Source organism: Pseudoduganella sp. jia 12, from assembly GCF_055502675.1.
This window is the reverse complement of record NZ_JBUXKP010000001.1, coordinates 69759-95577: the sequence shown is the minus strand read 5'-3', so window position 1 is coordinate 95577 and position 25819 is coordinate 69759. Positions and strand designations below refer to the sequence as shown.

General features: G+C 65.0%; 20 protein-coding genes. 6 read left to right on the top strand and 14 right to left on the bottom strand.

Annotated features, from left to right (window positions below; all coding sequences use genetic code 11):
* Positions 1-153: 153 nt before the first annotated feature.
* From ACY65G_RS00410 to ACY65G_RS00400, 3 genes are all read left to right on the top strand, one after another.
* Positions 154-720: a YceI family protein gene (locus ACY65G_RS00410; RefSeq protein WP_464995402.1), complete on the top strand. Its 567-nt coding sequence runs from the start codon at positions 154-156 to the stop codon at positions 718-720.
* 66 nt (positions 721-786) lie between these two features.
* Complete coding sequence (locus ACY65G_RS00405) at positions 787-2547, top strand: amidohydrolase (protein WP_464995401.1); 1761 nt, start codon at positions 787-789, stop codon at positions 2545-2547.
* 18 nt (positions 2548-2565) lie between these two features.
* Complete coding sequence (locus ACY65G_RS00400) at positions 2566-2970, top strand: DoxX family protein (protein ID WP_464995400.1); 405 nt, start codon at positions 2566-2568, stop codon at positions 2968-2970.
* Positions 2971-2973: 3 nt separating this feature from the next.
* On the opposite strand, the gene ACY65G_RS00395 is transcribed toward ACY65G_RS00400, so the two are convergent.
* From ACY65G_RS00395 to ACY65G_RS00350, 10 genes are all read right to left on the bottom strand, one after another.
* Positions 2974-3558 carry a chromate transporter gene (locus ACY65G_RS00395; protein ID WP_464995399.1) on the bottom strand — a complete coding sequence of 195 codons (585 nt, stop codon included), beginning with the start codon at positions 3556-3558 and terminating at the stop codon, positions 2974-2976.
* Positions 3555-4118, bottom strand: coding sequence for a chromate transporter (locus ACY65G_RS00390; RefSeq protein WP_464995398.1), 564 nt, complete (start codon positions 4116-4118; stop codon positions 3555-3557). The genes ACY65G_RS00395 and ACY65G_RS00390 overlap by 4 nt, the downstream gene beginning before the upstream one ends.
* 81 nt (positions 4119-4199) lie before the next feature.
* Complete coding sequence (locus tag ACY65G_RS00385) at positions 4200-4364, bottom strand: hypothetical protein (protein ID WP_464995397.1); 165 nt, start codon at positions 4362-4364, stop codon at positions 4200-4202.
* A 446-nt stretch (positions 4365-4810) separates the two neighbouring features.
* On the bottom strand, positions 4811-5533 hold the full coding sequence (locus tag ACY65G_RS00380) for a response regulator (RefSeq protein WP_464995396.1): 723 nt from the start codon (positions 5531-5533) through the stop codon (positions 4811-4813).
* Between the two features lie 344 nt (positions 5534-5877).
* Positions 5878-6471 (bottom strand): phosphohydrolase, encoded by a 594-nt coding sequence (locus tag ACY65G_RS00375; RefSeq protein WP_464995887.1) that lies wholly within the window; start codon positions 6469-6471, stop codon positions 5878-5880.
* A 163-nt stretch (positions 6472-6634) separates the two neighbouring features.
* The gene (locus ACY65G_RS00370) at positions 6635-7240 is read right to left on the bottom strand and encodes a YceI family protein (protein WP_464995395.1); all 606 of its coding nucleotides are present in this window, start codon (positions 7238-7240) and stop codon (positions 6635-6637) included.
* Between the two features lie 183 nt (positions 7241-7423).
* Complete coding sequence (locus ACY65G_RS00365; protein WP_464995394.1) at positions 7424-9490, bottom strand: methyl-accepting chemotaxis protein; 2067 nt, start codon at positions 9488-9490, stop codon at positions 7424-7426.
* A 472-nt stretch (positions 9491-9962) separates the two neighbouring features.
* A complete protein-coding gene (locus tag ACY65G_RS00360) occupies positions 9963-10871 on the bottom strand; it encodes a CheR family methyltransferase (protein WP_464995393.1) in 909 nt (302 codons plus the stop codon).
* The gene (locus ACY65G_RS00355) at positions 10871-15772 is read right to left on the bottom strand and encodes a HAMP domain-containing protein (RefSeq protein WP_464995886.1); all 4902 of its coding nucleotides are present in this window, start codon (positions 15770-15772) and stop codon (positions 10871-10873) included. The genes ACY65G_RS00360 and ACY65G_RS00355 overlap by 1 nt, the downstream gene beginning before the upstream one ends.
* 25 nt (positions 15773-15797) lie before the next feature.
* Positions 15798-17708, bottom strand: coding sequence for an EAL domain-containing response regulator (locus ACY65G_RS00350; protein ID WP_464995392.1), 1911 nt, complete (start codon positions 17706-17708; stop codon positions 15798-15800).
* 359 nt (positions 17709-18067) lie between these two features.
* Here ACY65G_RS00350 and ACY65G_RS00345 point away from each other — a divergent pair, with 359 nt between their 5' ends.
* Together ACY65G_RS00345 and ACY65G_RS00340 are read left to right on the top strand one after the other, a co-directional pair.
* The gene (locus ACY65G_RS00345; protein WP_464995391.1) at positions 18068-19360 is read left to right on the top strand and encodes a hypothetical protein; all 1293 of its coding nucleotides are present in this window, start codon (positions 18068-18070) and stop codon (positions 19358-19360) included.
* A 128-nt stretch (positions 19361-19488) separates the two neighbouring features.
* Positions 19489-19935, top strand: a complete 447-nt coding sequence (locus tag ACY65G_RS00340; protein ID WP_464995390.1) for a hypothetical protein — start codon at positions 19489-19491, stop codon at positions 19933-19935.
* 103 nt (positions 19936-20038) lie between these two features.
* Here the strand turns inward: ACY65G_RS00340 and ACY65G_RS00335 are convergent, their stop codons facing one another.
* The gene (locus ACY65G_RS00335) at positions 20039-22096 is read right to left on the bottom strand and encodes a prolyl oligopeptidase family serine peptidase (RefSeq protein ID WP_464995389.1); all 2058 of its coding nucleotides are present in this window, start codon (positions 22094-22096) and stop codon (positions 20039-20041) included.
* Positions 22097-22216: 120 nt separating this feature from the next.
* Here ACY65G_RS00335 and xth point away from each other — a divergent pair, with 120 nt between their 5' ends.
* Positions 22217-23035, top strand: coding sequence for an exodeoxyribonuclease III (gene xth, locus ACY65G_RS00330; RefSeq protein ID WP_464995388.1), 819 nt, complete (start codon positions 22217-22219; stop codon positions 23033-23035).
* 79 nt (positions 23036-23114) lie between these two features.
* Here the strand turns inward: xth and ACY65G_RS00325 are convergent, their stop codons facing one another.
* From ACY65G_RS00325 to ACY65G_RS00315, 3 genes are all read right to left on the bottom strand, one after another.
* Positions 23115-23312, bottom strand: coding sequence for a hypothetical protein (locus tag ACY65G_RS00325; protein WP_130188722.1), 198 nt, complete (start codon positions 23310-23312; stop codon positions 23115-23117).
* Between the two features lie 85 nt (positions 23313-23397).
* Complete coding sequence (locus ACY65G_RS00320) at positions 23398-24087, bottom strand: MOSC domain-containing protein (RefSeq protein ID WP_464995387.1); 690 nt, start codon at positions 24085-24087, stop codon at positions 23398-23400.
* A complete protein-coding gene (locus ACY65G_RS00315; protein WP_464995386.1) occupies positions 24003-25718 on the bottom strand; it encodes a CehA/McbA family metallohydrolase domain-containing protein in 1716 nt (571 codons plus the stop codon). The genes ACY65G_RS00320 and ACY65G_RS00315 overlap by 85 nt, the downstream gene beginning before the upstream one ends.
* Positions 25719-25819 lie beyond the last annotated feature (101 nt).

Sequence of the window (25819 nt, the reverse complement as noted above, 5' to 3'; positions counted from 1 at the left end):
GGCCCCGCGCGGGCTATGATGGTTTCCATTCCGGCGGGCGCCGCACTATCGATAATTTCGATAGCACAAGGGTAAATTTTCCGTTTTACACTACTCCCGGCCGCGGACATAATGCCGCATCGATAACTGATGATTAACCACCGGAGAGTACAAATGAAAAACCTGATCGCCCTCGCACTGGCCGCCGGCTTCTCGACCGCCGCACTGGCCGCGCCGGAAACCTATGTGATCGACGACTCGCACACGTTCGCGCGCTTCTCGTACACCCACCTCGGTTTCTCGACGCAGGAAAGCCGCTTCGACAAGACAAAGGGCAAGATCACCATCGACCGTGCCGCCAAGACCGGCTCGACCGAGATCACGATCGACACCAAGTCCGTCAACACGGGCAACGACACGTTCAACAGCCACATCAAGGGCGCCGACTTCTTCGACGTGGAGAAATTCCCGACCATCACGTTCAAGTCGACGAAGTTCAATTTCAGCGGCGACAGCCTGGCCTCGGTTGACGGCAACCTGACCATCAAGGGCATCACCAAGCCGGTGAACCTGAAGGTCACGTCGTTCAAGTGCCAGCCGCACCCGATGGCGAAGAAGGATGCCTGCGGCGCGAATGCCACCGCCACCATCAAGCGCTCCGAATTCAACGCCGGCAAGTATGCGCCGAACGTCAGCGACGAAATCACGCTGACGATGTCGGTCGAAGCGATCAAGGAGTAATCCCCGGCAAGGCCAGCGGGCAGCGGTCGCCCGGCAGTTTTTTAGTTCCAACCAAAGGAAAAAAGCATGAAGCGACTGATGCTCGCTGCCGCCATCGCGGCGGCAGGGACCAACACATCCATGGCAACCGACCTGATCGTCACCAATGCCAAGGTGGCGACGATGGTGAAGGAAGGGCAGTTCGTCCAGGCCGTGGCGATCGACAACGGCAGGATCTCGGCCGTGGGCACGAATGCCCAGGTGCTGAAGAAGAAAACCGCCAACACGCAGGTGATCGATGCGGGCGGCCGCACGGTGATTCCCGGCCTGAACGACTCGCATCTGCACATCATCCGCGAAGGCCTGAACTACAACGCCGAGCTGCGCTGGGATGGCGTGACGTCGCTGAAACGCGCGCTGGAAATGCTGAAGGAGCAGGCGGCCCGCACGCCGGAAGGCCAGTGGATCAAGGTGGTCGGCGGCTGGAACGAATACCAGTTCGAGGAAAAGCGCCTGCCCACGCTGGCCGAAATCAACGAGGCCGTGCCGGACAGGCCGGTGTTCCTGCTGTACCTGTACGGCCTGGGTTTCCTGAACCAGAAGGGCATCCAGGTCCTTGGCTACGACAAGGACACGCGGTACAAGGAAGGCGTCGTCGAACTGGGCGCGGATGGCAAGCCGACAGGGCTGCTGATCGCGAAGCCCAATGCGCTGATCCTGTATTCCACGCTGGCGAAGACGGGCATGCTGCCGCGCGACCAGCAGATCAATTCCACGCAGCAGTACTACCGCGAACTGAACCGGCTGGGCATCACCAGCGCGATCGACGCGGGCGGCGGCGGCCAGGCCTACCCGGACGACTATGCCGTCAGCCTCGAACTGGCAAAGGATGGCAAGCTCACGGTGCGCACGTCGTATTACCTGTTCGCGCAAAAGCCGGGCAAGGAGCTGGAAGACTACCAGCGCTGGCTCACGCAGACCAAGCCGGACAAGAACGATCACCTGTTCTACGCGAACGGCTACAACACCGAAGGCGGCGGCGAAAACCTCGTGTGGAGCGCGGCCGATTTCGAGAACTTCCTGGAACCGCGTCCGGACATGCCGGAGCACATGGAAGGCGAGCTGGAAGCGGTGCTGAAGCTGCTGGTGAAGAACCGCTGGCCGTTCCGCATCCACGCCACCTATGGCGAATCGATCGAACGCGACCTGGCCGTCATCGAAAAAGTCGACAGGGAGCTGGGGCTGAAGGGACTGCGCTGGTTCTTCGACCACGCCGAAACGATCTCGGACGCGCAATTGGCCAGGGTGCAGAAGCTCGGTGGCGGCATCGCCGTGCAGAACCGCATGTACTTCCAGGGCGAGGCGTACTGGAAGCGTTACGGCGCGCAGACGCGCCAGATGCCGCCGATCCGCACGATGCTGAAGATGGGCATTCCGGTCGGGCTGGGCACCGATGGCACCCGCGTGTCCAGCTATGGTCCGTGGCCGTCGGTCTACTGGGCGGTCTCCGGCAAGACGGCCGGCGGGCTGCAGATCTGGCAGGACAAGGACCGCCTGTCGCGGCACGAGGCGCTGCAGCTGATGACCCGGGGCAGTGCGTGGATGAGCGGCGAGGAAAAGCTGAAAGGCACGCTGGCCGTCGGCCAGTACGCGGACCTGGTGATCCTGCCGCAGGATTACTTCACCATGCCCGTCGACGGCATCCGCAACCTGGAAGCGGCGCTGACGATCGTGAACGGCAAGGTAGTGTATGCAAACGATACGTTCGGCAAACTCGCGCCGCCGGCACCGAACGTGCTGCCCGAGTGGAGCCCCGTGAAGTTCTACGGCGGCTACCAGAATCAATAACGTGAACCGGAGGGAAAGATGCTGAAACGCTTCATCGGAACCTCCACGCCGGATGCGGGCCTGCTGTTCGCCCGCCTGGCGGGGGCCGCGCTGCTGCTGTGGGTGCATGGCCTGCCGAAGCTGCTGCACTGGCAGCAGGAACTCGCGCACATCGACGACCCGCTGAACATGGGGCGCGGCGTCACGCTGGCCTGCGCGCTGTTCGCCGAGGTGGCATGCCCGCTCCTCATCGCGGCGGGATTGTTCACGCGGCTGGCCTGCCTGCCCGTGCTGTTCCTGCTCGGCGTGTCGATGGTGCTCGTGCATCCCGACTGGTCGATCGAGCAGGGCCAGTTCGGCTGGCTGCTGCTGATCGTGTTCGGCACGATCGCGCTGGCCGGCGCGGGGCGCTGGTCGCTGGACCGCCGGCTGGCGTCGGCCTGACGGCTACAGCCAGCCCAGCGCGCCCAGCAGGGCTCCCGCCGCCAGCAGCCACAGCAGGTGAATGCGGGTGCGCCAGATCACCAGCGCCGCCGTCACCGACACCGCGTACAGCGGCCAGTCGGTGGCGACGTTGCCGTTCGCGCTGCCGAGGACGATGCCGGTCGATACCAGCATCGCGATCACGAGGGGCGCCATGCCCTGCTTGAATGCGCGCACGAGGCGCAACTCGCGGTTGCGGTGGCCCCAGTTCGCTGCCAGCAGCATCAGCACGCTGGACGGGAGCAAGGCGCCGACCATCGTCACCACCACGCCCAGTGCCGCGGCGGCATAGCTGCCCGCGTTCATGCCCACGTTCCACCCCATCAGCGCCACGAACAGCACGTTCGGGCCGGGCGCCGCCTGGGCGATGGCGATCGAATCGTTGAACTGCGTTTGCGTCAGCCAGCCATGCTGCTCGACGAGGTAGCGGTGCATTTCCGCCGTGGTGGCGATCGTGCCGCCCACCGACATCAGCGATATCACGAGGTAATGGACGAACAGGTCGAGCCAGTCGTGCCACGCCAGGACAATCTGGATTTCGCCATTCATGGCTTCAGCCTGTGCCAGGTCAGCACGCAGCCGGTGCCGCCCAGCACGAGCAGGGCGGCCAGCATCGGTATGCGCACCACGACGAGGCCGATGACGCCCAGTGCCGCCAGGGGCAGCGTGATGGCCAGCGGCAGCGGGTGCTTGCGCAGCGTGGCCGCGAGCTTGATGCCGGTGGCGACGATCATGCCGGCCGCCACCGCGGCCATGCCACGCAGCGCGCCGGCAACGCGGGGATCGCTGGAATAATGGGAATAGACGGAGCCGAGCGTCAGCACCACGAGAGCCGGCACCAGCAGCAGGCCCAGCAGGGCAACGGCGGCGCCGCGCAAGCCGAAGAACCGGCTGCCGATGACGAGCGACAGGTTGCACACATTCGGCCCGGGCATGGTCTGTGCCACGGCCCATTCCTCGATGAAGTCGTCGTGCGTCATCCAGCGTCGCCGCTCGACGATTTCGCGCTGCACCACGGGCAGCACACCGCCGAAGCCCTGCAAAGCCAGCACGGTGAAAGCAATGAACAGTTCCGTCAGGGAGCGGGGGCGGGTCGGTGCATCGGTCATGGGGCGCTATTATCCGCGCCCTGTTGCCGTGTGTCCACGCGCTCCGTTGGCCAGAAGCGGCCTGTGCCGGGATTGGCAGCTTCAGCCGCCGCCGATGCCTTCCTGGATCACACCGCTGCCGCCGCAATTTTGGCAAGACTTGCCATCCTCCAGCCTGCCCGTGCCATGGCAGGCGGGGCAGACGTCTTCGCCGCTGCCGGGGGTGCCGGGTACCGCTTCGTCGCCGGGATTCAATGGTTCGCTCATGATGGTCTCCTTGGAAGAAGCCGCAGCATAGCGCGCCATGGCCGCGTGAACTGCGAGGCATCTAACACTGGCGACATTCGGTGCGGGGCGGCGCGCCGCGCCATGCGGGACAACGGCGGGTCGACTGCCGGGTTATGCACAAAAACCGGGAAAAAGAATCATCGAGAACTTTTTTGCACAGTGTGATGCCAATTCACCGATGGGCTCGCAAGTGCTTGATTTTATTGAGGGCCGGGTTTGCCTTTTGAACGGGCAGTTTAAGGAAAGTGGCGTCGTTACTGGCTTCTTGGGTTGTCAAGGGTGTCTTATCAACAAAGTTATCCCCAATCCGTGTGGATATTCGAAAAAACGCTTCAGAATCCACCACTTAGCTTGGCCTCGCAGAATGAAGCCGGCTATCGGGATGTCCATGTGGCGACGTGACTGGCCGGATGATGGCTGTATGCCTATACAGTTCCGTCCGCTGTGCCATCCGTGGCGAACCGGCCGTCCACCGTGAATTGTCCTGGCTCGGCGCCGGGACTGACGTGCAGGTGCACCGGCACGGCGGGTTCGCCCAGCCTGAGTTCGCCGCTCCAGCCCTGCCCGGCACGCAACGCGGCAAGTACTTCCCCGGCCGATTCGTGCACCGACCGCAATGCTGCCTCGGCGCGGGCAATGCGCTGCTCCGCTTCATGCAGGCTGTGGTAGCTGCGCAGCGATGCGATCACGGTCGTGAAGAGCTTGCGTGTCGTCAGGTCGGTCTTGCACCAGAAATCGTTGATATCGTAGTCCAGGATGATGCTGTGTTCCAGCGCCTGGCCGGGCTGGCCCGTCCGAAGGACCACGCGCACGAGCGGGTTGCCCAGCTCGTCGCGGATGCGCCGCGCCACCTTCAGGCCCGCATCGGCCGTCTCCATGATCACATCGAGCAGCACGAGCGCCGTGTCGTCATGGCTGCGCAGCACGGCCAGCGCTTCCTCGCTGCTGTAGGCATGCAGGAAGCACAGGCGCCGGCCCATGAAGTGTGCATTGCTGAGAGAGAATTTGGTGACGACGTGCACGTCGACATCGTCGTCGACAATCAGCACTTTCCAGGGCAACGGCCCGGCCGGCGCCTGGGTTTCCGGGGCCGCCATGTCGTCTTCTATCATCCAGCCTTCGCTGGCTTCATCCGTATTGACTTGCATGATTCACTCGCTGCGACGTGCATTAGACTACCTGACGGTGACACTATTCCTCAACGGCATTTTTGTCAAAGGTTGCGCCTGCAACGGCAACCAGGCGACAGGAGGAGGGTGCCTGCGAATATTTTTTTCGGCCGGCGGTCGGAGGTTCCCGCGGTTACCGAACCCATCTGTAAGTGCTTGATTTCACAAGACGAAAAATTTGCCTCAAGAACGGGCATTTTGTTGAAACCCGCACCAGTACTGAGTCTCCGGCTTGTCAAGCCCCGCTTGTCCACATCGTTATCCACAACTGAAGTGGATAAGTACAAAATAAGCTTTAAAAACTGCCTGTTAGCAAGGTTCTCTCAAGTGATGCTTCTGTTTAAGCTCAGCAATTCTTCCAGGAAGCGTTCGGCAGCCAGTCCGGGCGGCCATGGTTCCCAGGGCTTTCCACCATAGATCGGGTGCAGCGGATCCTCCGCCAGCGGCCGCATGCGGATCTTCAATGTGCGGCGCACTTCGTCCGGCGACCAGCCGACAGCGTGCACCGCCTCGCTGGCAGCCGCAAGGCGATCGGCGCGCTTGTGCGCGAGGTAGGCGGCCGGCGTCCATGTCGGCAAGCCGTAACGCAGGAATACGGCCTGTTCCAGCCGTTGCGTCAGGTCGCGGAATGCGCTACCGAGAAAGGGCTTCAGGACGGAGATGCAATCGAAGCCCAGCAGGCCTTCTTCCGCATCGTGCAGCAGCTCGCGCAGCGCGATGAGCGGATCGAGCGGCGCCGGTACCGCATTGCGCCGCAATTGCAGCACCGTCAGCGAATGCTGGGCCACCGACAGCGGCAGTGGCCAGGCCGAATGGCCGCCCCAGCGGTAGGTGCGCGCCAGGCCCAGGGCCAGGTCGGCATCCTCCCAATCCAGCGGGGTGGGGTCGAGCAGATCGAGACGCTTGCCGGATGGCATGCGAACCCAGGCACGGGTACCGGGGCGCGCAACCACCGGGCCGGCCGTCAGTCCCGATATTGCGCGGGGAGGCGAGGGATCGTTGCCCCGGTTGTCGTGCCGAATGACATCTTGCTGGCCGGCGCCATGCCCGTCGGCGCCGTTCTGATTGCATTTCATGGCGCTATCGTACCGCTTCCGGCGCCGCCGGGCGAGCCGGCAGTACGAAGCGGATCTCCAGCGCGTCCTGCACGGCCATTGCGCCGCCCATCACGGAAAAGGGCGTGATGCCGAAATCGGTCTGTTTCAGCACCAGCGTGCCGTGCGCCGTGATGGCTTGCGGGGTGGCGTCGACCGTTGCGGGCACGGTGTACCGGCGCGTGACACCGTGCAGCGTGATGTCCGCCTGCAAGGCGCCGGCGGCACCGGTCCGCTGTGCGCGCACTTCGATGAACGGATGGTTTTCCGCATCGAGCACTTTGGTCAGCATGTTGACGCGGGTGCCGGCGATGGCGTCGGCCGAAGGCTGTGTCGCCAGCCCGGCTTCGCGGCGCAGCGCCGCTTCATCGACCGTCATGCCGTCGAGGCGAAAGCGCAGCGCGGCCCGGCCGGCAGCCGGATCGACGTGGCCATCGATGCGGCGCGCCGCCACCACGTGGTCGTGGCCGAGCCGGGCCAGCGCGCCGCCACGGCGCACCGTTACCGCGATCAGCGCACCGTCGGTGATGGTCCATACCGGGCCGGACGCCCGGCCGGCGAGCAGGTCGGCGAAGGGATCGGCTGCCTGCACGGGCGCGGAGGAAGGTGCGGACGAAGCCGAGGAGGGGGGCGAAGCGGGCGCAGGAGGGGCCGGACCCCGCACCGGGGCACAGGCGGCCAGCAGCAGGCACGCCGCGATGCACCGCCGGCGCAGTGCGGTGGCGATGCCGGCGATTATTTCCAGTCTCCCGCGAAGTGCGATGTCATGGCCGTGTCATGTCGATGTGAGAAGATGGCCTCGCTCTTTCAAATCTCTCCCGATTTGAATCCTTTCACCCGCGTCGCTGACGCGGGTTTTTTTTGCCTGCGTTTCGTCGAGCCGGAACTGGCGCACGATGCGCGCCAGGCCCGCCGCTTCCTCCTGCATCGTGGCCGCCGCGGCCGCGGCTTCCTCGACCAGTGCCGCGTTCTGCTGCGTTACCTGGTCCATGTGCGTGATCGCCGTGTTGACCTGCTCGATGCCGGCCGACTGTTCGTCGCTGGCGGTGCGGATCTCGGCCATGATGTTCGTGACGCGGCGCACGCTGTCCACCACTTCCTGCATCGTGGCGCCGGCCTGTTCGACGAGCTTGCTGCCCGCTTCCACCTGGCCGACCGAGTTGCCGATCAACGCCTTGATCTCGTGCGCGGCGGCGGCGCTGCGTTGCGCCAGCGTGCGCACTTCGCCGGCCACGACCGCGAACCCGCGGCCCTGCTCGCCGGCGCGCGCCGCTTCCACCGCCGCGTTCAGCGCCAGGATATTGGTCTGGAATGCGATACCGTCGATGACGCCGATGATGTCGACGATCTTGCGCGCCGATGCATCGATCGAACCCATCGTATCGACCACTTGCGACACGACGTTGCCGCCCCGCGCCGCCACTTCGGAAGCGCTCTGCGCCAGCTGGTTGGCCTGGCGCGCGTTTTCCGCATTCTGGCGCACGGTGGCGGTCAGTTCTTCCATCGAGCTGGCCGTTTCTTCCAGGTTGCCGGCCTGTTGCTCGGTACGTTCCGACAAGTCCTGGTTGCCGCTGGCGATCTCGCCGGAGGCATGGGCGATCTGGTCCGCACCGCTGCGCACCTGGCCCACCACGGCGGACAGGCTGGCGCTGATGCCGTTCATCGCGCGCGTCATGCGGGCAATCTCGTCATCGCCGTCGACGACCAGTTGCACGGTCAGGTCGCCGGCGGCGATCTGCGTGGCGGCCTGTTCGACCTGGCGCAGCGGCTGGGTGATGTAGCGACGCACGCCGAAGAACATCACGGCCGAGAAGCCCAGCAATGCTGCCACGCCGGCCCCGATGTACCAGTTGCGCAGCTTCGTTGCCTCGGCCGTGATTTCCGAGCGATACGCGCCGCCGGCAATGACCCAGTTCCAGTCCTTGAACGTGGAATAGGCCACGATCTTTTCACGGGGCGTCGTTTCGTCCGGGTTCAGCCATGGATAGGTGATCAGGCCGTCCTTCTTTTCCAGGATCTCGCGGATGAACGGGCGCCCGTCGGAATCCTTCGAATCGAGGATCACCTCGCCTTCAAGCTTGGGGTGCACGACCAGCTTGCCGTAGTTGGCACCGGGCGTGGCATCGAGCACGTAGAAATAACCGGTGGTACCCACCTTGATCGACTTGATCCGCTCCTTCAGCGTGGCCATTTCCTTCGACACGTCGACGCCCACGTACAGCACGCCCACCACCTTGCCGGCGGCATCGCGCACCGGATCATAGCGGGTAATGAACTGCTTGCCGAACAGCGTGGCCAGGCCGGTGTAGCTCTGGCCGGAGCGCAGCACGGCATAGCCGGGGTGCTTGTGGTCGAGGGCCGTGCCGACCGCGCGGCTGCCGTCTTCCTTCTTGGTGGTGGTCGACACGCGGATGAAATCGTCGCCGGAAGCGACGAACACGGTGGCGCCGCCGCCGCTCGCCGCGGTGAAGCGGTCGGGAATCGTGAAATCATTGTTCAGCACCGCGTCGCCGAGCTTCAGCGCCGGCGTGCTGCGGCCGCCAACCTCGACGGCAGCTGCCGGATCCAGCGAGAAATCGCCCTTGAACTCGGCCGCCAGCACTCTTGCAAAGGCATTGACTTCGCTGGTGACGGCGGTATTGAACAGATCCACCATATTCTTCACGCCCGCCAGTTCCTGCTGCGTGGCGGAAACCGCGCGTTCTTCGAGCATCCGCGATGTGCTCATGCTGATGAGCGTGATCAGGGCCGCAAGCGTAATGGAGAGCAGGCCGAACGTCATCGCCGTGATGCGTGTGCCGACGCTCCAGTTGCGCAAATTGAATGTGGTGGTCTTTGTCATGGAAAGATCGGGTCGAAGGGTGAATCTCACATCAGCCAAGGCTGGTCCTTTCCCATTATCGGCGTGCCTTGGGGAAACTTAAATAAAGATCGTCATCCGTGTGTCTTGCCAGCAACTACGTACTAACCCGTAGGGAATGCCGTGCCTGAAATATTGATGAAGTTTCTTTAATGAAGTTCTAAGCCTGATAGAAACGTTCGATGGCAAAGTGTACCTGTACCGCGCAATTGCTGTTGCGCGGCAGGTTGCCGGATTCCTCAATCCGGCACGATTTCGCGGCCGCGGCAATTGTCGGTTATTCGATCACCCGATCGTCCGATATTTGCGCGGCAAGCACGATTCAATCCCCGCGCTCTCGACAGAAAGCGTTTTAACCGGTCCCCTCCTCAGATTGCGGCCGGTTTTTTTTTGCCTGTGCATTTCCGGCAATCGGTTAATGACGGATATGTCGTGCCATATTCTTGCAACATTGTCACGCAATGCGCTTGTACCACGATTGCCCCGCGATCAGCTGGCAATAATTTCCGGCATGGCGCTCGTCGGCATCCAGTTCGCGATCGATACCGAGCACGCCGAGCACGGCAAGGCTGTCGTGGAACAGGTGCAGCACGCGCTGGCGCAGCAGCGGGCCGAAATCGGGGAGGGCGCGGCGGCACAGGATCAGCTGGAATTCGTTGAACGAGGAATCGGTGACGAGATTGTATTGCGCCCAGACGATGCGGCTGCGCAGCTGCGGCACGGGCACGAGCCGGCCCTGCTCGAGCTGGAAATACTCGGACAGCCGGCCGCTGCCGCCGGCCCGCTCGTAACAGCGCTGGTAATCTCCCATCTTTTCCAGCGGGATGGATGCGTTCAATGCTTCGTCCAGCAGTTCGTCGCTCGATACCGTCGCATGGATCTCCGTGCGCCACAGCAGCTGGCGCTCGGCCAGCAGCACGGCCGCCGTCCACGCCTGCTCGGCGCCGGCACAGTCGGCCAGCCACACCTTCGGCAGCGGCGCGCCGGGCAGGCATTGCTCGGCCACGGCGAGCAGCTGCACCGCTTCGTCGCGATCGTCGAACATCGATGCCGGCGCCACGCCCAGCGCACGCAGCAGCGCGCTCGACGCGGCCCCGTCATGCAATACGCGGTCCTGCAGCTGCGAGATCGTGCGCAGGCCGCGCCGCGCCATGAGGCCATGCAGCTTGCGCTTGACGGCGCCCCGGTCGTGGTTGCGGAAGTCGAAGCCGAGGCGCTGCGCCACCGCCTCCAGCAGCAGCGACAATTCCAGTGTTTCCACTTCCGGTTCCGGCACGTGCCGGCGCTCGATGAACGCGCCATCGGGAACCCCGGCATGCGCGCGGGCGTGCGACCGGAGGTATGCCTTGTTCTGCGCCGACATCAGTGCAACCACACGCGCATGAGCGACAGCAGCTGGGCCACGTCCACCGGCTTGGTGATGTAGTCGGAGGCGCCGGCCGCGATGCACTTGTCGCGGTCGCCCTTCATGGCCTTCGCCGTCAGCGTAATGATCGGCAGCGACTTGAATTTCGGGATGCGGCGGATCGCCCGCATCGTGTCGTAGCCATCCATCTCCGGCATCATGATGTCCATCAGCACGATCTCGATCGTCGGATCGCGCTCCAGCACCTCGATGCCGTCGCGGCCGTTTTCGGCGAACGATACCTGCATCTGCTCCCGTTCCAGCAGCGAGGACAGGGCGAAGATGTTGCGCAAGTCGTCATCGACGATCAGCACCTTGCGCCCGGCCAGGCCCGAATCCTGCGCGTGCACCTGTTCGAGCATGCGGCGCTGCGGTTCCGGCAGGCTGGCATGCGAACGGTGCAGGAACAGCGCCGTCTCGTCCAGCAGGCGCTCGGGGGAGCGGGCATCCTTGATGACGATGGTCTTGGCGTAGCGCTTCAGCTTGGCCACTTCGCGGCGGTTCAGGTCCTTGGCGGTGTTGATGACCACCGGCAGGTCGCGCAGCGTCAGGTCCTTGCCGATGATGTCGAGCAGGTCGAAGCCGGAAATGTCGGGCAGCGTCAGGTCCAGCACCATGCAGTCGAAATGGCTGGTGCGCAGTGCCGCCAGCGCTTCCTTGCCGGTACCGACCGCGGTGATGTCCACGTCGGTGGCGCCGATCAGCGCCACGATCGCATCGCGCTGGCCTCCCTCGTCATCGACGACGAGCAGGCTGCGCTTGCCGCCCAGCAGGAACTTCTGGATCCGCGCGAACTGCTCGGTCAACGCTTCCTTGCTGACGGGCTTGTTCATGAACGACATCGCGCCGGAACGCAGCGCCCGCTCGCGCTCGCGCGACGCCGACATCACGTGCACGGGGATGTGCCGCGTGCCGGGATCGCGCTTGAGGCGGTCCAGCACCGTGAAGCCGTCGATGTCGGGCAGGTCGAGGTCGAGCAGGATCGCCGACGGCACGTAGTCGCGTGCCAGCGACAGGGCCGAATCGCCCTGCACGGTGACGATGCCCTTGAAATTCTTTTCGCGGGCAAATTCCAGCACGATCTTGGCGAAGCGCTCGTCGTCCTCGATGATCAGCACCGATGGATCGCCCGGCGCCGTCAGGCCCCGGTCATCCAGCGTGGCGCCGTAGGTCTCGCTGTCCGCATCCGTGTCGCCCGTCGCCAGGCTGGCCGGGTCGGTCGCGAATTCGTCGGCCGGTGGCGCCGAGTAGATCACCTTCGGCGGCATCGGCACGGCGCGCAGCGCGGCGGGGCGCGGCTGGTCGATGGCAACGAAGCCGGCGCGGTTGTAAGGCAGGTACAGGGTGAAGGTGGAGCCGCTGCCGACCGTCGACTCCACGCGGATCTCGCCGCCCAGCAGGCGCGCCAGCTCGCGCGAGATCGACAGGCCCAGGCCCGTGCCGCCATACTTGCGGGCGGTGGAGCCGTCGGCCTGCTGGAATGCTTCGAAGATCAGCTGCAGCTTGTCCGAAGCGATGCCGACGCCGGTATCCTTCACGGAAAACGCGAGCACCGCGTCGGCACTGGCCAGACTCGGATTGTCGGCACTCCAGCCATGCTCGACCAGGCCGATATCGAGCGACACCTGGCCGTGCGAGGTGAACTTGAACGCATTCGACAGCAAGTTCTTCAGTACCTGCTGCAGGCGCGTCGTGTCCGTCATCAGCGAGGCGGGCAGGTTGTCGCGCAAACCCACGGTAAAGCCGAGATGCTTGGCTTCGGCCATGTGGCGGAACGTGCGGTCCACGTAGTTGCGCAGGTTGGCGAAGCGGTATTCGGACACGTCCAGCGTGACAGTACCCGATTCGATCTTGGACAGGTCGAGGATGTCGTTGATCAGCGTGAGCAGGTCGGAGCCGGAGCCGTGGATCGTCTTCGCGAATTCCACCTGCTTGCCCGACAGGTTGCCGTCCGGGTTGTCGCCCAGCTGCTGCGCCAGGATCAGCAGGGAGTTCAGCGGCGTGCGCAGTTCGTGCGACATATTGGCCAGGAACTCGGACTTGTATTTCGACGACAGCGCCAGCTGCGTGGCCTTTTCCTCCAGCGCCAGCTTGGCCTGCTCCACCTCGCGGTTCTTGCGTTCCACCTCGATGTTCTGCTCGGACAGCAGGCGCGCCTTTTCCGCCAGTTCCTGGTTGGTCTGCTGCAGTTCCTGCGCGAGCGACTGCGACTGCGTCAGCAGGGACTCCGTGCGGCTGTTCGCCTCGATCGTGTTCAGCACCACGCCGATCGATTCCATCAGCTGGTCGAGGAAGGACAGGTGGGTTTCGGTGAACCGGTCCAGCGAGGCGATTTCAATCACCGCCTTGACCTGCTGCTCGAACAGGATCGGCAGCACGACGATATTCGTCGGCGGCGCCGACCCCAGGCCGCTGGAAACGACGATGTAGTCGCGCGGCACATCCGTCAGCCAGATGCGCACCTTTTCCAGCGCGCACTGGCCCACCAGGCCTTCACCCGGCAGGAACGACGTGGGCACCTTGCGGCTGGAGCGATAGCCATAGCTGGCAATCATGCGCAGTCGCGCGTCGTCCATCTGCGAATCCATCATGTAGAACACGCCGTGGTGCGCCGACACGAGCGGCGCCAGTTCCGAGAGGATCAGCTTCGTCACGGCCTGCAGGTCGCGCTGGCCCTGCAGCAGGCGCGTGAAGCGCGCCAGGTTGGTCTTCAGCCAGTCCTGCTGCGCGTTCTTCTGCGTGGTTTCCTTCAGGTTGCGGATCATCTCGTTGATGTTGTCCTTCAGGTACGAGACTTCGCCGCGCGCTTCCACCTGGATGGAACGCGACAGGTCGCCGCGCGTCACGGCCGTCGCCACTTCGCCGATCGCGCGCATCTGGTTCGTCAGGTTCGCCGCCAGCTGGTTCACGTTCTCGGTCAGGTCCTTCCACGTGCCGGCCACGCCGGGCACGTTGGCCTGGCCACCCAGCTTGCCTTCGGTGCCCACCTCGCGGGCCACGCGCGTCACTTCGGAGGCGAACGACGACAGCTGGTCCACCATCACGTTGATCGTGTCCTTCAGTTCCAGGATCTCGCCCTTCACGTCCACCGTGATCTTCTTCGACAGGTCGCCGCGCGCCACGGCGGTGGTCACGGCAGCGATGTTCCTCACCTGGCCCGTCAGGTTCGACGCCATGAAGTTCACGTTGTCGGTCAAATCCTTCCATGTGCCGCCCACGCCGGGCACGTAGGCCTGGCCACCCAGCTTGCCTTCGGTACCGACTTCACGCGCCACGCGGGTGACCTCGGAGGCAAAGGAAGACAGCTGGTCGACCATCACGTTGATGGTGTTCTTCAGCTCCAGGATCTCGCCCTTCACGTCCACCGTGATCTTCTTGGACAGGTCGCCGTTCGCCACGGCCGTCGTCACCTCGGCGATGTTCCTCACCTGGCCCGTCAGGTTGCCGGCCAGCTGGTTCACGTTTTCCGTCAGGTCCTTCCACGTGCCCGCCACGCCGGGCACGTTGGCCTGGCCACCCAGCTTGCCTTCGGTGCCCACCTCGCGCGCCACGCGCGTCACTTCCGATGCAAAGGAGTTCAGCTGGTCGACCATCACGTTGATGGTGTTCTTCAGTTCGAGGATCTCGCCCTTCACGTCGACCGTGATCTTCTTCGACAGGTCGCCGTTCGCCACGGCCGTCGTCACGTCCGCGATGTTCCTCACCTGGCCGGTCAGGTTGCCCGCCATGGAGTTCACCGAGTCGGTCAGGTCCTTCCACGTGCCGGCCACGCCCTTCACCTGCGCCTGGCCACCGAGCTTGCCTTCGGTGCCGACTTCGCGCGCCACGCGCGTCACCTCGGAAGCAAACGAAGACAACTGGTCGACCATCACGTTGATCGTGTTCTTCAGTTCGAGGATCTCGCCCTTCACGTCCACCGTGATCTTCTTCGACAGGTCGCCGTTCGCCACGGCGGTGGTCACGGCCGCGATATTCCTCACCTGGCCCGTCAGGTTCGATGCCATGAAGTTCACGTTGTCGGTCAGGTCCTTCCACGTCCCGCCCACGCCGGGCACGTAGGCCTGGCCGCCCAGCTTGCCTTCGGTACCGACCTCGCGGGCCACGCGCGTCACTTCGGAGGCAAAGGAACGCAGCTGGTCCACCATCACGTTGATGGTGTCCTTCAGCTGCAGGATCTCGCCGCGCACGTCCACCGTGATCTTCTTGGACAGGTCGCCGTTCGCCACCGCCGTGGTCACCTCGGCGATATTGCGCACCTGGGACGTGAGGTTGCCGGCCATCGAGTTCACCGAGTCCGTCAGGTCCTTCCATGTGCCGGCCACGCCCTTCACCTGCGCCTGGCCGCCCAGCTTGCCTTCGGTGCCGACTTCGCGCGCCACGCGCGTCACCTCGGACGAGAACGACAGCAACTGTTCCACCATCGTGTTGGCGGTGGTGGCGGCACGCAGGTATTGGCCCTTCAGCGGGTGGCCGTCGACCTCCAGCGCCATCGTCTGCGACAGGTCGCCCTTGGCCACGGCGCCGATCACGCGCGCCATCTCGGTGGTGGGGCGCACCAGGTCGTCGATCAGCGTGTTGGTCGCGCTGATGATCGTGGCCCAGCCGCCGGACACGTTGCTGACGGAGGCGCGCTGCGTCAGGCGGCCTTCGCGGCCCACCACGCGCGACACGTCGGTGACCGACTTCACGATGCGGTCGTTGGTGTCGATGATGTCATTCAGCGTATCGGCGATCTTGCCGGAAACGCCGGTCCAGTCCGACGGCATGCGCGCCGAGAAATCGCCTTTTTTCAGTGCCATCAGGGTTTGCAGGATCAGCTTCAGATCCAGTTCCTCGGGCAGTTCGGTCATGTCGTTCATCGACCAGTCCTTCTTGTCATCGGGATTATTGTTCAAGTAAATCGGTCAGGCGCAGCGCCGGCAGGGCCTGTGCCAGTTCGGTCGCGGTGCGCGGCACGCAGAACAGGGCGCCCTGCCAGCTGTCGCAGCCCAGCGTCGCCAGCACGGCCAGCTGGTGGGCATGGTCGACACCGGTCGCAGCCACGTTCATCGACAGTGCCCGGGCCAGGTGCACGATGGCGGCCACCAGGTCGGTGCCGCCGGCATCGTCGCCGATATTGCGCACGAACGTGCTGTCGATCTTCAGGATGTCGAGCCCCAGCTTCTTGCAGGCGGCCAGGCTGGTGCCGGCGTGGCCGAAGTCGTCCAGCGCCAGCAGCACGCCGCCGCCCTGCAACTGGCGCAGCACCGGCTCGATCGCCGCATGGTGCGCGGCCAGCAGCGTTTCGCAGATGTCCAGCACGATCGCGCCGGCGGGCAGGGCATGCCGGCGCACTTCGGCCAGCAGGCGGGCGGGCAGGTCCGGTCCCAGCGCCGGCGCGGCCAGGTTCAAGGCCACCCTGGCCGTGGCCAGCGGTGATGTGGACTGCGGTGATGTGGACTGCGGCGTGGCGCCGACGCGCCACGCGGCCGCCTGCGCGCAGACCGTCGCCATCACCCAGGAGTCGACGCGCTCGAGCAGGCCGCGGTCCTGCACCATCGGCAGGAAATCGGGGGCGTCGATGCGGCCCAGCCGCGGATGGTGCCACACCAGCAGCGCCTCCACGCCGCACACGCGGCCGCCGGCCAGGTCCACCTGTGGCTGGTACAGCAGCGCGAGTTCGTCGTGGACCAGCGCATGGCGCAACTCGCCCGTCCATTGTTCGCGCGCATGTTCGCGGCGGTTCATCTCTTCGTGGAAGAAACGGATGTTGCCGCCCTGGCTGGCACCCTTGCCGACGTGGCTTTCCCGCTCTTCCTTCGCGCGGTACATCGCCAGGTCGGCGCTTTTCATCAGCGCGCGGGCGCTGGCGCCATCGTGCGGGTAGATGGCGATGCCGATGCTCGTGGAGGTGTGCACCCGGTGCCCGCCGATCGAGAAGGGCCGCGCATGTGCGTTGGCGATCTTGCGCGCGACACGCGCCGCGTTCTCGCCGGGGGCCTTGCCTTCGATGAGTACCACGAATTCGTCGCCGCCCAGCCGCGCCACCACGTCCGAGGCGCGCACTGCGGCCGACAGCCGCGCCGCCACCTGCCGCAGCAGCTCGTCGCCGACATCGTGGCCGAAGCCATCGTTGATCTGCTTGAAATCGTCCAGGTCGAGGAACAGCAGCGCGAACTGGCTGCGCCGGCGATCGCTCGACGCCACCGCGTGTTCCAGGTGCTGGATCAGCGAGCGGCGGTTGACGAGGCCGGTCAGCGCATCCCGGGTCGACAGCTCGTGGGCGCGCTGCTCGGCCTGTTTACGCTCGGCCACCTCCAGCTCCAGGTCGCGATTGGCCTGCTCCAGGTCCTGCAGCCGCTGCGAGCGCAGTTCGGCATTGATGCGGCGCGTTTCCTCGGCATGGGCCTGCAGCTGCAGGTGCTTGCGGGTGAGGTCGACGAAGGTGCGCACCTTGGCCCGCACCACCTGGGGAACGAGCGGCGCGCACAGGTAGTCGGCCGCTCCCTGCTCGTAGGCGCGCAGCCGCTGCGCCTCGTCGCCGGCCGAGGCGGTGACGAAGACATGCGGCACCGTGGCCGAACGGGGATGCGAACGGATCTCGGCGGCTGTCTCGAAGCCATCCATGCCGAGCATCTCCACGCCGAGGAGAATCAGGGCGAAATCATGGCGCAGCACTTCGCGCAGCGCCTCGTGGCCGGACCGGGCCTTGACGAGCTCGTAACCGAACCCGTCGGCATCGACGCCCAGCAGGCTCTCCAGCGCCAGCAGGCTGGCGGGATCGTCGTTTACGAGAAGGACTTTGGGAATATGCACAAGGACGTTACCCGGTTTGTCTTGCTTGTAGTTTTGTTGTCGTAAAAGATACGCTTGTGCGGGCGCCAGTCAAGCAGATTCATCCGCGGCCCGGATGGGAATATAGCAAAAACGAAATTGCAGCAGGAAACTATCGAGCATGGGCACCAGGGGCGGCTGGCGTGGCCGGGGGCGGAGCGCCTGCGGACGCGGGCTCGCGGCCGCACCGCTGGCCGATGCAGGGAGTGCCGGGAGCGGCGAGAACGCTTGGTCCATGTCTCGGCATTGTTGCATTTGGGGACAAAAATGGGACAGACGTGCACGGATGCCGGGTGCAGCATCCGGTACTTGTGTTCTCTTTCTGTGCCCGGAGGAACGGTATGCCCAACTCGCTGCGAGCGCTGGCAATGGCCATGGTTGTGACGCTGTGTTCCGGTTGCCTGTCGGATCGGGCTTATCACAACGACCTGGCCAGCACGCCCGCCACGCCGGTCGATACGGATACGGACGGCAGGTATATGCTGGCCCATGTCGAATTCGATGACCAGGGCTGGTTTCACGACGTGCGGCAGCGGCAGGCGTTGTTCGAGACACTGCATGGGCAGAAAGCGCGCAACCAATCCATGCTGATCGTTACGTACACGCATGGCTGGAAGCACAATGCGGGTGCGAACGACACGAATCTGCGCGATTTTCGCAAGCTGCTCGAGGAGCTGGCGGCGATCGAGCGTAAGCGGCGGCCGAACGACACCCGTACCGTCGTGGGCGTGTATGTCGGATGGCGTGGCGCCAGCGTGTCAGTGCCGTTCGTGGACAACCTTACTTTCTGGACGCGCAAAGCCGCTGCCGAGCGTATAGGGCAGCGCTCCGTGAAACAGCTTTTCTTCGAACTCAACCAGTTCCGCACGGTGGCCAATGGCTGGGACATTCCCGACCAGCTGGCGCGGGACGATGAAACGCAGCTGATCTTCGTCGGTCACAGCTTCGGTGGCCTGATTACCTATCACGCGCTCTATTCGGCAATTCTGGAACGCGGCCTGCAGGTCGACAAGTCCGGCCGGTACCGGCCGGCGAAAAGCGTTGGCGACTTTGTCTTGCTGGTCAATCCGGCGTTCGAAGGCGCGGACTACGAGCCGATCTGGCAGGCGGCCCGGTCGCGCGGCTGCTTTCCACCGGCGCAGAAACCGGTCATGGCGATCATCACGTCCAGTGCGGATGCGGCAACGCGCGTGGCATTCCCCCTCGGGCGCCTGTACACCTACCTGCAGTCGGCGCCGTTGCCGGGCGAGCGGGAGGCCGTCCTGCACACGGTGGGGCACCTCGACCGCTACCGCACGCACCGCCTGGTCGACTCGCCTGCCGGGGAAACAGGGCCAGCGCCCGATGACGCGGCGCCGCCCAACGTCGAACCCGTCACGAAAATTCTCGATCTGCAATTGGTAAAGACAGACAATGCCGTGCCCATGCGCATGCCGTATCTGGTGATCCAGGCAGGGCCGGGGCTGATTGCCGATCACAGCGACTTCTGGAACGAACGCTTCCGCAAGTTCTCCGTCCGTTTCATCACGACCCAGATCCTTTCACTGAAGATCAAGGGCGAGGAAACACGGGGGCGTCCACCGGGACTGGAACGTGACGATTGCCCGGGTGTTATTGGCAAGACACCACGGTGACTTATCAGTGTATTGCGGGTGGACCTGTTGGGGTCGTATGGTAACCTGCGGCTCCTCCTTGCAAAGGGTGGTTAGAAACAATCAGCAAGGATCGCGTAACTAATCTCGCCGGATTGGATCATTGGACAATGGATCAGCGCTTGCTAACCGAAATGGCGGATCTGCTGGGTTCCGACGGCACGAACTACTCGGTTTTCCTCAGGACTTACTCGAGCGCCACTAAAGACGGGGACGATATTGACGAAATCGTCAAAGAGCTGGTCGGTCACGATGTGATCGTCGGGGATGTTATTGATTTGAATACTGCGGAGGTACTGGATGCGCTTCGCCAGGCTCTTGGTTATGTTGGCGACGAGTCTGACGGACCAGGCGCGAAAACCCTCGCGTCGGAGGATTTCGCTGGCCTGTTGAATACTGTTCTTGAAAGTGTTTCGCAGCTGGGCGAAACAAGCCATCGGATAAAATCGTTTCGATTCGAGCAGGGACATCCGGCCTATCCGGTCTTTTGGGATTTCGCGTTTCTCTTTCGACGAAACACCGGCCATGTAATGCTCGTCGGGTGCAGTTCGGACTAGGTGCTTTCGGGGGAGCCGTCGTCCACTGGACAGCATGAATCGCTCTGCGGTGATCGCTCAGCAGGCGCTCGCAGCTGCCAACGACTGCATGGTTGCTTCCGCGCTACGTCAACTGCGCCAGCAGGAACGCATACGTCAGCGCCCACATCTTCGCCTGCTGGTCGTTGTTGGCGGCGCCGGCATGGCCGCCCTCGGTGTTTTCCCAGTACAGCACGTCGTGCCCCTGTTCGCGCATCTTCGCCACCATCTTGCGGGCGTGGCCAGGGTGCACGCGGTCGTCGCGGGTCGACGTCGTGAACAGCACGCGCGGGTAGTGCTTGTCGGGGAAGACGTTGTGGTACGGCGAATAATCGGCGATGTATTGCCACTGCGCGGGATCGTCCGGGTCGCCGTATTCGCCCATCCAAGAAGCACCGGCCAGCAGCTTGCTGTAGCGGCGCATGTCCAGCAGCGGTACCTGGCAGACGACGGCGTTGAACAGGTCCGGGCGCTGCGTCAGCGCGGCGCCCACCAGCAGGCCGCCATTGCTGCCGCCCATGATGCCCAGGTGGCGCGGGCTCGTGATCCGGCGCTTGATCAGGTCTTGCGCGACGGCGATGAAGTCGTCGAAGGCGCGCTGGCGGTTTTCCTTCAGCGCGGCCTGGTGCCAGCGCGGGCCGAACTCGCCGCCGCCGCGGATATTGGCCAGCACGTACACGCCGCCGTGCGCCAGCCATGCCGCGCCGGTAACGCCGCTGTAGAACGGCTTCAGCGAGATCTCGAAGCCGCCGTAGCCATACAGCACGGCGGGATTGCTGCCGTCGGCCTTCGTGTCCTTGCGCTGGACGACGAAGTAGGGCACCTGCGTGCCGTCCTTCGATGGCGCGTGGAATTGCCGTACTTCGTAAGGGGAGGCGTCGAAGAAGCCGGGCAGCGATTTCAGCGGCGTGCGTTCGTCGCTGCCGGCGCGGGCGAGGTACACCGTGGTCGGTGTCAGGAAATCGGTCACGGTCAGGAAGTAGTCGTCGGACGCGATCGCGTCGAGCGGCGCCACTTCCAGTGTGCTGAATGATGACTGCGAGGCGGCTGGCGCATCGACATCGCGGCGCTGCCAGCGGCCATCGGCGTGGCGCAGCTCGACGAGCCGGTTCTTCACGTTGTCGAGCACGTTCAGCAGCAGGGCCGAACGGGTCGATGCCACGCCGTCCAGCGATGTCGTCGGCGTCGGCGTGAACAGCACCTCGAACTGGCGTTCGCCCGCCATGAAGCGGCGGAAGTCCGTGGCCAGCAGCGCGCCCTGCGGATAGGTCCGGCCGGCGGTGGTCCAGTCCGAGCGCAGGTCGATGACCAGCTGGTCGCGCACGGTGTAGGCGCGGGCATCGTCCGGCTTGTCCACCTTCACCAGCCGGTCGCCTTCGCGCAGGAACAGCTCGCTGCTGTAGAAGCCGACCTGGCGCATCACGAACTGGAACGCGTGGCCGGGCGTGAAGTCGCGCCAGGCGCCCACGCCCAGGTCCGTCGGCAGCGCTTCGTACACGGTGCGGGCGGCGGCCAGCGGCGTGCCGCGCCGCCATTCCTTCACGATGCGCGCGTAGCCGGACGACGTCATCGAGCCGGGGCCGAAATCGGTGGCCACGAACAGCGTGTCGGCATCGATCCATGCCGTATCCGTCTTGGCTTCGGGCAGGTTGAAGCCATCGGCGACGAAGCTGCGCGACGGCATGTCGAATTCGCGCACCACGACCGCGTCGCCGCCGCCGCGCGACAGCGACAGCAGGAAGCGCTCGCCCTTCGGGTACAGCGACGATACGCCGCTCCACACCCAGTTCTCGTTTTCGTCGGCGGCCAGCCTGTCGATATCGAGCACGGTATCCCATTGCGGATCCGGCAGGCGGTACTGTTCCGGGGTGGTGCGCCGCCAGATGCCGCGCACGTGATCGGCATCGCGCCAGAAGTTGTACAGGTAGTCGCCATGCTTGCGCACGAACGGGATGCGCTCGTGCGAGTTCAGGATGGTTTTCAGGCGGTCGTGGATGCCGGCGTAGCGCGGCCCCGCTTCGAGCTCGCCGAGCGCCACGTCGTTCTGCCGACGTACCCACGCCAGCTGGCGTTCGCCGCCCACGTCTTCGAGCCACGCGTGCGGATCATCGGAAAGCGGGGCGGCGGGAGGGGACGAAGGCATGCTGGCTCCTGGATCGGCGGAAGCCGTACTCTACACGATGGCTGCCGTCCTTCGCATCCGTGTGGCAAATGTCGCGCCGTGCTGTCACAATCGCAACTCGTCATCGTTCTGGGAGTTTCCATGCGCATCGCCACCTTCAACATCAACGGCATCGGTGCCCGCCTGCCGGCCCTGCTGCAATGGCTGGAAGAAGCGCAGCCGGACGTGGCCTGCCTGCAGGAGCTGAAAGCGCCGCAGGAAAAGTTTCCCGCCGCGGCCATCGAAGCGGCCGGCTATGGCGTGATCTGGCACGGGCAGAAAAGCTGGAACGGCGTGGCGATCCTGGCGCGCGGCACGCAGCCGGTCGAAGTGGGGCGGGGCCTGGCGGGCGATCCGTCGGACGAGCAGAGCCGCTACATCGAGGCGGTAGTCAACGATGTCGTAATCGCCGGCCTGTATCTGCCGAACGGCAACCCGGCCCCCGGCCCGAAGTTCGACTACAAATTGAGCTGGATGGAGCGGCTGATCCTGCGCGGCGAGCAACTGCTGGCAACGGGCGCGCCGGTCGTGATGGCCGGCGACTTCAACGTGATTCCCACCGACCTCGACGTGTACAAGCCGGAGCGCTGGCTCGACGATGCGCTGTTCCGCCCCGAAACGCGCGAAGCGTTCGAGCGCCTGATGGCGCAGGGCTGGACCGACTCGCTGCGCACGCTGCACCCGGGCGAGAAGATCTACACGTTCTGGGATTATTTCCGCAACGCGTTCGGGCGCGATGCCGGCATCCGCATCGACCACTTGCTGCTGAGCCCATCGCTGGCGCCGGCGCTGAGGGCGGCCGGGGTCGACAAGGACGTGCGGGGGCGCGAAAAGCCGAGCGACCATGCGCCCACGTGGATCGAGCTGGATCCGAAGAAGATTCCCAAGGCGCCGAAGGTCAAGGCACAGGATATGCCCTGAGGGGCACTCCTATGTTTGCCGGGCGCGGCGATGTGGGCGGGATCGATATTCCCTGCCTGCCACCACGCCTGGCGTTATCTCAAGCCAGTGCTTCCTTTGCCGCTTCTTCCGGCGTCAACCCGTCATAGAACTGGTCGGTAAACCACTCGACCTGTTCCTCGATATGGTCCTGCGCCTCCCGGACGGTTGCGCCGCCAGCCACCAGGAAGCCTTCCACTTCGATACACCACTGGATGAACGCCAGCGTTTCCTCGTCCAGTTCTTCTTTCTTGGCCATACCATTACCTCTTCCGTTGCATTTTCGGTGAAACGGTGCCATGCACCGTGCCCGATTTTACCGTAGCACCGGAAGCGGCCGGCATTCAGCGGCCCGCGCTGGCCGACGCATTGAACAGTTCATCGAACGGTTCGTCGAACAGCCCGGGCCCCTGCCAGCGTGGCAGCCCCGGCTGGCTGGCCATCGCCACGGCGGCATGGCCGAAGCCGAGGCTGCGCGCCAGGCGCGGGAAGGCGCGGCAATAGACGGCCTGGACGCCGGCCAGCCGCGCCAGTTGCCGGTACTCGACCACCATGCCCGGCGGCACCATCGCAAGGATCGCTGCCACGCGGACACGCCAGTCGTCATCCCACGCGGGCAGTATCGTGGGTGCGATGGCGACGTGATCGCCCGCCGCGATGGCACCGCCGCGCACCACCCTGGCCAGCATGCCGCGCGCGCGGCCGATGGCGGACGCGATGCCCGGCCGACGGGCATCGAGGTAGCCGCAGGCTTCGCACGCGAACGTGAGCCGCAGCACGGCTTCGCCGCCCACGCGCAGCAGGGTGCCGGAAACGAACGTCGACGTATCCACGTCGAGCAGCAGGTTTTCGCGTAACGCGTGCGGCGGCAAGCCGTGGCGCGCGTAGGCCGGGGTGCCGGCCAGCAGTACCTGGCGTGGCGACAATGCATCCGCGTGCATGTCGCCAGTCAGGCCCAGGCCGGCAATGGCGACCGCCGCGTCGACGGCGACGGGCGCCGTGCGCGGGGCAGGGCGCAGTGCGATGGCTTGCACGCACCCGATGACGGCATCGGGCTGGGCGGCAGGGGAGGCCTGCGTGATCGGGGAGCGCGGCTCGGCCACGGTGGAAATGGGGAGCGTGGTACGGGTAACGGAATGGGGACGCATGGGCATTCCAACGAGTGTATCAGGGGTGCCCTGGGGGCGGCGACTGCGCTTCCTGCTGCGTTACGCGGATGGGGGCGGACCACAGCGTGCTGCCATCGTCCTGCGTCAGCCGTGCATAGAAGTAATGCGTGCCCAGGGCTGGCGCGGTACTGCACGGCCAGGTGCAGCGTGCCCCGGTTGACGATGCGTTCGCCCATCACGTGGCCGTTGGCGGTGAGGACCAGCGATGCCGACTTGTCCGTCGTGGCGAACACGCGCCGGGTGGCGACCGCTTCGAGCAGCGTGCCGGCCGTTAACGGCGTGCCGCGCGGCAGCAGCACGCCGGTGCGGTTGGGCGCGGACGCGCCCCAGTTCGTGCAATGGTTATCCTGGTTGCTGGAAAATGCCACGTGCCAGCCTGCATCCAGCGCCCGCTGGCACAGGGCTTCATAGGAACTCATCCGGGTTTCGCCTTCGTCGATGCGGCCTGAAAAAGCGGAACTGTTCATCACTTCGCACAGCGCCATGGCGGTGTCGCCTTCGGCAACGTGGCCGAGCGGCTTGCCGGCCACGGTGAATTGCCGCTCGCCGGGATGGTTGAACTGCCCGAGCCAGCCGCGGCGGCCCATCAGCGAGTACAGGGCGGCGTAATCGTTCTTGCTCGTGAACGTGTCGCCGATCAATTCTCCCTGGCTGTCGCGCTCCCAGCCGAGCAGCTCCGGGCTGTTCAGGATGTTCAGGTGGCCGCCTTTCGAGATCACGCCCCACTCGAGGCCGTAGAGTGCAACGAAGCCCGGATGCGCCGCCGTGAATGCTTCGGCCAGGGCCAGCCCGCTGCGGTACAGTGCGCGGGCCCGTTCCGGATCGGCCTGTGGATCGCTGCCTTCCTCACCGTCGAACATATGGTTGTGTTCGGAAGCCAGCAGGAAGTCGAGCCCGTGGGCATGGGCAAACGCGTAGGCATCGGCCGGGCCGGCCGCCATCGTGCCGGGATGGCTGCCGCTCCGGCAGCCGGCGACCGGCACGCCGCCGTCGCTATGGCCCGTATGGCTGTGCAGGTTGCCCAGGTAGATATCCCATGCGGGCGCCACGGCAGCCATTGCCGGTTGCACGCGCAACGGCGCCAGCGGCAAGCCGGCACCGACGACGATGTGCCGCTCCTGCCGGATGGCGGCGCCGGGTTCGCCGCGCGGCGCGGCGGTCATGCGCAGCCGGTAGATGCCGGGTGCGATGCGGCCAGGATGCCACGCGATCGTGCGCTGCCCGGTGCCATCGTGCAGCGGCTCGTTGCCGCGCCAGCGCCGGACACCGCGCCCGGTTGGCGCCAGCAAGTCCAGCCGCCAGTCGATCCGCTTGCCCTGCCGGGCGCCGGGATGGTGAAATGACAGGACGATATGGCGTGCCGTGCTGCCGCCGTGCCGGTAAGGAACCTCCAGCCAGGCCGACAGCTCGTCGTGGTCGGCCGGTTCGGCGCGTTGCGCGGCCGCCGGCGGCCCGGCCAACAATGCCGCCAGCAGGCATGGCAATATTTGCAACATCCATCGGGACAGCCGTCGCGGCGCGCGCGCCGGTAGTATTGTCGCTGCGATTGTCGCCGCGATTGTCGCCGCGACTGCCGCTGCGGTTGCCGCGGCGATCG

Excerpts from the sequence above, each read along its gene's own strand:
- ACY65G_RS00410 (WP_464995402.1), top strand. The coding sequence starts at position 154 with ATGAAAAACCTGATCGCCCTCGCACTGGCCGCCGGCTTCTCGACCGCC.
- ACY65G_RS00405 (WP_464995401.1), top strand. The coding sequence starts at position 787 with ATGAAGCGACTGATGCTCGCTGCCGCCATCGCGGCGGCAGGGACCAAC.
- ACY65G_RS00400 (WP_464995400.1), top strand. The coding sequence starts at position 2,566 with ATGCTGAAACGCTTCATCGGAACCTCCACGCCGGATGCGGGCCTGCTG.
- ACY65G_RS00395 (WP_464995399.1), bottom strand. The coding sequence starts at position 3,558 with ATGAATGGCGAAATCCAGATTGTCCTGGCGTGGCACGACTGGCTCGAC.
- ACY65G_RS00390 (WP_464995398.1), bottom strand. The coding sequence starts at position 4,118 with ATGACCGATGCACCGACCCGCCCCCGCTCCCTGACGGAACTGTTCATT.
- ACY65G_RS00385 (WP_464995397.1), bottom strand. The coding sequence starts at position 4,364 with ATGAGCGAACCATTGAATCCCGGCGACGAAGCGGTACCCGGCACCCCC.
- ACY65G_RS00380 (WP_464995396.1), bottom strand. The coding sequence starts at position 5,533 with ATGCAAGTCAATACGGATGAAGCCAGCGAAGGCTGGATGATAGAAGAC.
- ACY65G_RS00375 (WP_464995887.1), bottom strand. The coding sequence starts at position 6,471 with ATGCCATCCGGCAAGCGTCTCGATCTGCTCGACCCCACCCCGCTGGAT.
- ACY65G_RS00365 (WP_464995394.1), bottom strand. The coding sequence starts at position 9,490 with ATGACAAAGACCACCACATTCAATTTGCGCAACTGGAGCGTCGGCACA.
- ACY65G_RS00360 (WP_464995393.1), bottom strand. The coding sequence starts at position 10,871 with ATGTCGGCGCAGAACAAGGCATACCTCCGGTCGCACGCCCGCGCGCAT.
- ACY65G_RS00355 (WP_464995886.1), bottom strand. The coding sequence starts at position 15,772 with ATGAACGACATGACCGAACTGCCCGAGGAACTGGATCTGAAGCTGATC.
- ACY65G_RS00345 (WP_464995391.1), top strand. The coding sequence starts at position 18,068 with ATGCCCAACTCGCTGCGAGCGCTGGCAATGGCCATGGTTGTGACGCTG.
- ACY65G_RS00340 (WP_464995390.1), top strand. The coding sequence starts at position 19,489 with ATGGATCAGCGCTTGCTAACCGAAATGGCGGATCTGCTGGGTTCCGAC.
- ACY65G_RS00335 (WP_464995389.1), bottom strand. The coding sequence starts at position 22,096 with ATGCCTTCGTCCCCTCCCGCCGCCCCGCTTTCCGATGATCCGCACGCG.
- xth (WP_464995388.1), top strand. The coding sequence starts at position 22,217 with ATGCGCATCGCCACCTTCAACATCAACGGCATCGGTGCCCGCCTGCCG.
- ACY65G_RS00325 (WP_130188722.1), bottom strand. The coding sequence starts at position 23,312 with ATGGCCAAGAAAGAAGAACTGGACGAGGAAACGCTGGCGTTCATCCAG.
- ACY65G_RS00315 (WP_464995386.1), bottom strand. The coding sequence starts at position 25,718 with ATGTTGCAAATATTGCCATGCCTGCTGGCGGCATTGTTGGCCGGGCCG.